Origin of the sequence: Mesorhizobium sp. M7A.F.Ca.CA.001.08.2.1 (assembly GCF_003998455.1) — a bacterium.
GTDB classification, from domain to species: Bacteria; Pseudomonadota; Alphaproteobacteria; order Rhizobiales; family Rhizobiaceae; genus Mesorhizobium; species Mesorhizobium ciceri.
Map to the genome: position 1 here is coordinate 1 of NZ_RZPW01000429.1, position 5,386 is coordinate 5,386.

9 protein-coding genes are annotated in these 5,386 nt (G+C 62.0%); 6 read left to right on the forward strand and 3 right to left on the reverse strand.

Features of this window, described 5'->3' with window-relative positions; genetic code table 11:
* From EN914_RS22810 to EN914_RS22830, 5 genes are all read left to right on the forward strand, one after another.
* Window positions 1-390: Lrp/AsnC family transcriptional regulator (locus EN914_RS22810; RefSeq protein ID WP_164778855.1), on the forward strand; the 390-nt coding region annotated here is incomplete at its 5' end.
* A 126-nt stretch (window positions 391-516) separates the two neighbouring features.
* Complete coding sequence (locus tag EN914_RS22815) at window positions 517-1,719, forward strand: MFS transporter (protein WP_024505490.1); 1,203 nt, start codon at window positions 517-519, stop codon at window positions 1,717-1,719.
* A gap of 119 nt (window positions 1,720-1,838) precedes the next feature.
* A complete protein-coding gene (locus tag EN914_RS22820) occupies window positions 1,839-2,102 on the forward strand; it encodes a YMGG-like glycine zipper-containing protein (protein WP_013530156.1) in 264 nt (87 codons plus the stop codon).
* A gap of 56 nt (window positions 2,103-2,158) precedes the next feature.
* Window positions 2,159-2,794, forward strand: a complete 636-nt coding sequence (locus EN914_RS22825; RefSeq protein WP_024505489.1) for an outer-membrane lipoprotein carrier protein LolA — start codon at window positions 2,159-2,161, stop codon at window positions 2,792-2,794.
* Between the two features lie 93 nt (window positions 2,795-2,887).
* On the forward strand, window positions 2,888-3,097 hold the full coding sequence (locus tag EN914_RS22830; RefSeq protein ID WP_013530154.1) for a hypothetical protein: 210 nt from the start codon (window positions 2,888-2,890) through the stop codon (window positions 3,095-3,097).
* A gap of 48 nt (window positions 3,098-3,145) precedes the next feature.
* Here the strand turns inward: EN914_RS22830 and EN914_RS22835 are convergent, their stop codons facing one another.
* The gene (locus tag EN914_RS22835) at window positions 3,146-3,418 is read right to left on the reverse strand and encodes a hypothetical protein (RefSeq protein ID WP_127218880.1); all 273 of its coding nucleotides are present in this window, start codon (window positions 3,416-3,418) and stop codon (window positions 3,146-3,148) included.
* Here EN914_RS22835 and EN914_RS22840 point away from each other — a divergent pair.
* A complete protein-coding gene (locus EN914_RS22840) occupies window positions 3,408-4,178 on the forward strand; it encodes a hypothetical protein (protein WP_127218879.1) in 771 nt (256 codons plus the stop codon). The two genes, EN914_RS22835 and EN914_RS22840, sit on opposite strands and share 11 nt — an antisense overlap.
* Window positions 4,179-4,325: 147 nt before the next feature.
* Here the strand turns inward: EN914_RS22840 and EN914_RS22845 are convergent, their stop codons facing one another.
* Window positions 4,326-4,625, reverse strand: coding sequence for an HlyU family transcriptional regulator (locus EN914_RS22845; RefSeq protein ID WP_024505488.1), 300 nt, complete (start codon window positions 4,623-4,625; stop codon window positions 4,326-4,328).
* A 112-nt stretch (window positions 4,626-4,737) separates the two neighbouring features.
* The coding region (locus tag EN914_RS22850; RefSeq protein ID WP_245497835.1) for a PadR family transcriptional regulator at window positions 4,738-5,386 on the reverse strand (649 nt) is incomplete at its 5' end.

A 5,386-nucleotide genomic window follows, 5' to 3' on the forward strand; every position in this document is an offset into this window, starting at 1 on the left:
GATCTGGCCAATGAGGTCGGGCTGTCGCCATCGCCTTGCCTGCGTCGCGTGAAGCTGCTGGAGGAAGCCGGTGTCATCGACCGCTATGTCGCCGTGCTCAACCCGGCCAGCATCGGCAAGGGTCTGACCTTCTTCACCCGCATCTGGCTGAAGACGCAGGACGAGGACACGATCGAGCATTTCGCCACCGAAGTCGCCAAGCTGCCGCAGGTGATGGAGTGCTACCTGATGCTCGGCGATTGCGACGCCATGGTGCGCGTGGTGGCGGCCGGCATCGACGACTACCGCCGCTTCCAGTCGGAGCATCTGAGCCGCATCAAGGGCGTGCAGAACGTCAAGACCGACGTCCCCAGCCAGACGATCAAATACACGTCGGAACTGCCGATCTGATCTGCTGAAAACGGCGTCGGGCCAGACTGGATAAAAAATGCAACCGGATTGTAGGATCAGCCTCGCTGCCGGCGTCCTTCGGATGCAAGCAGCGCTGAGCGCTGCCCTCTGGCATGGGAGATTTGAATGAGCTTTTCCTATCGTTGGGTCATCGTCGCGGCTGGCGCGCTGATGTCCTGTGTCGCCATCGGGACGATGTTTTCGCTGGCGATCTTTCTCGAGCCGATGGCGATCGACACCAACTGGTCGCGCGCCGGCATTTCGAGCGCCATGACGCTCAACTTCCTGGTGATGGGCCTTGGCGGCTTCGCCTGGGGCGCGATATCGGACCGTTTTGGCGCCCGCATCGTCGTGATGACCGGCGCGGTTCTGCTCGGGCTGGCGCTGGTGCTGGCCAGCCGGGCCGGTTCGCTGCTGAGCTTCCAGATTACCTATGGCGTGCTGGTCGGCCTCGCGGCAAGCGCCTTTTTCGCGCCGATGATCGCGCTGACCACAGGCTGGTTCGACACCAACCGTAGCCTCGCCGTCTCGCTGGTCTCGGCCGGCATGGGCGTGGCGCCGATGACGATTTCGCCCTTCGCCCGATGGCTGATCTCCGCCTATGACTGGCGCACCGCCATGTTCGACATCGGCATTACCGCCTGGGTATTGCTGTTGCCGGCGGTGCTGCTGGTGCGCCAACCACCGAAGCCCGTCATGGCCGATACCGGCTCCGCGCCGGTTGCCGAAGGCGCCGGCCTGACGGTCGGCCAGGCGCTGCGCTCGCCGCAGTTCATCGTGCTGGGGCTGACCTTCTTTGCCTGCTGCGCGGCGCATTCCGGGCCGATCTTCCAGATGGTCAGCTATGCCATGCTGTGCGGCGTCGCCCCCATGGCCGCGGTCTCGATCTACAGCGTCGAAGGCCTGGCCGGCCTCGGCGGCCGGCTTTTCTACGGCGTGCTTGCCGACCGGCTGGGCGTCAAGCCGGTGCTGATCGCGGGCCTGGCGATCCAGGCGATCGTCATTGCCGCCTATCTCTCGATCAGCCGGCTCGAGCAGTTCTACATGCTGGCCGTCATTTTCGGCGCCACCTATGGTGGCGTCATGCCGCTCTATGCGGTGCTGGCGCGCGAATATTTCGGCCAGCGCATCCTCGGCACCGTGTTCGGCGCCGCCACCATGCTGTCCAGCCTCGGCATGGCGCTGGGACCGCTTGCCGGCGGCATGGTCTTCGATGCCTATGCCAACTACCACTGGCTATTCATCGGCTCGGCCCTCGTCGGGCTCGGCGCGGTCGGCATCGCCATCGCCTTCCCGCCGCTGCCGCGCCGAGAGTTGCAGGCGGCGTAGCGGGGCACAGGGGTTGTGCTTGATGGCCAGCCGTCGCTTGAACGGAGGCAGCGGTCGATGGATCGAAAAGCTCCTTGGTGCATTTAAGCCTTGGCTAATAGTAGCCCAGGAGAGAACCAATGAAAAAGACGCTGCTCATTTTGAGCCTGCTCATTCCGCTCTCGGCGTGCTCCCGTACCGAACAAGGCGCTGCCGTCGGCGGCTTGGGTGGCGCAGCGGTAGGCGCCGCGGTGGCCGGCGATCCTGTGCAAGGGGCGGTTGTTGGCGGTGCGGTTGGCGCGATAGCCGGGGCCGTCATCGGGCACGCCAGCGAAGCCGGCCAGTGCAGATATCGCGATCAGTATGGCCGGGTTTACGTTGCACGATGCCCGGAGGGTTACTGACCTGGAGGCGCGTGATCTCTTTCGATCACGCGCCTGCTCCGGAGGTGGGATAAGCGATGGGCTATCGGATCAAAGTACTGCTGGGTTGCTGGTTCGCCGTTGCCAGCGCTGCCGCGATGTATGCGGCACCCACCGCCGCGATCTCCGCCGCGCCTGTTGATGCCAAGACGGTTGCCGATCACCTCTCATCGGTAAAGTCCATGTCCGGGGACTTCGTCCAGTCGGGTCCAAATGCGGAAAGGACTCGTGGCAGGTTTTTTCTACAACGCCCCGGCAAGATCCGGTTCAACTATGCAGGCCAATCAGGGATCAGCGTGATTGCAGATGGCAAATCCCTGGTGGTTTATAACAGAAAGCTGAAGACATCGCGGCTTTATGCTCTCTCGAAGACGCCGCTTAAGCTGCTGCTCGACAATAAGGTCGACTTCTCCGGCAATCGCGTGAAAAGCATCAGGGACGATGGCGCCCAAATTACCGTCAAGCTGTCGGACAGATCGACCTTCGGCAATTCGAGCATCTCCATGGTGTTCGACAGTAAATCTCTAGATCTGCGCAGATGGAGCCTCACCGACGAGAAGGGACTTACCACAACGGTGACTATATCAAATGTGAAGCAGGGCGTTCGCGCTCCCGAGGGCACCTTCGTGATCGATTACACGGCAAACCGTGAATTCAACACGACCACGAAATAGCCGAAGCCGCGGGCATATTCCCTGGGCCGGAACCAATGCGATCATCAGCGGTTTAGTCCATGAAGGGACCGGAACCGCAAAGGACGCGGCGCAATGATTGAAATTCACAGCATGGAAGCGGCCAAAGCCAGACTGCGTATAAGGAGAGCTGAGCACTCTTTGAAGTGCGCGAACGACTTGCTGGATGAGGAAGGTGGCGTCGCCCTCAATCTGGCATTGTGCAGCCGGATAAGAGCCGCGCAAAGGCACCTGATCGAGGCAAGGGCACGCCTGATGACGATCGATCCCGCCAGGACGAATTGACCCGCTGGCGGTCGCGATCTGCGACCTCCAGCGGAGAGGTGGTCCTGCCTACCCAAAAATCCGATCGCCCTGCTCGTCGACCAACTGGATGCCCTCCTTGATCGAGATGTCGACGGCGTCGTCGAGCGGAGAGTTAAAGAAGGTTGTATCAGACAGACCTAAGGCGATAGTAGTTATTCGTTGGTAAGTGGGGCTTTTCATCGTGACAACTCGCCTGGGTCCGCTGGTAACCCTTTGCTTGATCGCCTTTGTCGCCTTGACTGCAACTGCATCGGCCGTCGCAAAGCAGAAAGCGCCCGAAGAATGGCCGATGAACTTCATTCTGGTTCGGAACGGCGATTGCAACGTCAACTGCGTCCAATGGATATCTGCCGAGGGCATAATAAAACCTGATACCGCCAGGCAATTTGAGAAATTTCTGCGGAAACTGAAGGGAGAAAGGCTTCCTGTCGTGTTTCAGTCTGGCGGCGGGAACGTGGATGCGGCGCTCGAAATGGGACACATGATCCGCGCCGCCGGCCTCGAAACTGCGATAGGCAGGACGCAGTTGAACGGCTGCCCGATGCTGGTGCCACGCTGTCCGCAAAAGATGGTCAGGAACGGCTGGTCGGAAGGGGAAGTTCATTCTGGTGGGGCGTACTGTTTCTCGGCCTGCCCATGGGCCTTGGCTGGGGGCCAGGTCCGCGCCGCAGCTGCCAATGCCCGGATCGCCGTCCATCAGATAACGAACGGCCGGAAGACACCCCGAATGCACAACGGCAGAAGAAGCTTTGATGAGATTTCGACGGTGCCTGATCCGGCGCTGAAGCAGTTGCTGTCCGACTATTTCGACGAAATGGGCGTCAACAGCGCCGATGTGTTCGCCATGATGGGGCTGGCAACGCCGCAGGGCCTTTATAACGTCTGGGACGCTGAAGCGCTCAAATCAGGCATCATAACGAAAGTCTACTCGTACTCGGAAGAACCGGGCTACGTCATCGGTGGAACGAATGTTGCCGATCCGGCCGATCCCACGCCGGCGGCTACTCCAGTGCCGGCGGTTACCACAATGCCGGACGAACTCATGCATTTACTGCCATAGCAAGGCGGCCTGTAGAGTGAGCCGGCTTTGATGGCATTGCGGAGACCAGGCCTTGTTTGGCGTTCCTAACACGCTTGACAGCATCTTCACGCTGATCGGTTGGGCTCATTGCGAGATGCCGAAGATTTTCGCCTCGACCGGTCCTGCCTATCCAAAAACCCGATCGCCCTGCTCGTCGACCAGTTGGATGCCCTTCTTGATCGAGATGTCGACGGCGTCGTCGAGCCCGGCAAAGCGGTCGGCGCGGATGAATTTGTGTTCCTTCACCACGCCGTCGATCTCCTTGGAGACGACGCCGCAGGTCTGGTACTGGCCATCGGCCTTGTAGGGCGTGGCGCTGATCAGAAAGCCCTTGTGCTCGACCTGCTTGGCTGGCGCTGCACTCGTCGGCTCAGCCGTCTGGGTTCCGCCGCCGCCACCGCCGAAAAGACGCTTCAGAAAAGACATCGGACTTCCTCCAACAGCATTCATCCCGCACCATGTAGAGTGACGCGGGATGAATTTCACTATCGGTCCTTGGGCCAGCGGGCAAGGGCTGCGTCCGGTCGGCTGGACGAGCTTACTTGTGCGACAGCGCTTCCAGCGCCTCGGCGGCGGCTTCGAGGATGGCGATGGCCTCGGCCTGCTTGTCGGCCGGGGCGTCGACGAAGTCGCCCAGAGCCGCGCGCAGCCGGTGACGGACTGCGCGGAATTCGTCGCGCGCTTCCGAACGATCCCCGCGGCCACCGCGGCCGCCACGACGCCCGCCCTCTTCGCTCTCGTCGTTCCAGCCGAACCAGTCGCGCGCCTTGGCCATTTTGCGGCCGAAGCGCTCGAGATGGTCGAGCACGCCGTCGATCATCTCGCGGTTGTCGGCGAGATGCGCCTGGCCCGCCTCGGTGATCGAAAACACCTTCTTGTTGCCGTCGGCGGCGGAGGCGGCATAGCCGGCCTCTTCCAGGAAGGTCAGCGTCGGGTAGACCACGCCCGGGCTCGGGCTGTAGATGCCGCTGGTGCGCTCTTCCAGGGCCTTGATGATGTCGTAGCCGTGACGCGGCGCTTCGGCCAGCAGCGACAGCGTGATCAGCTTGAGGTCGCCGTCGGCCAGCATGCGTCCGGCGCGGAACATGTCGCCCGGACCGCCGCGCCCGCCACCACGGCCGCCGTGGCCGAACGGGCCAAAGCCGCCGCCCCCTCTGCCACCGAATTTGCCGGCCATGTGCATGAAC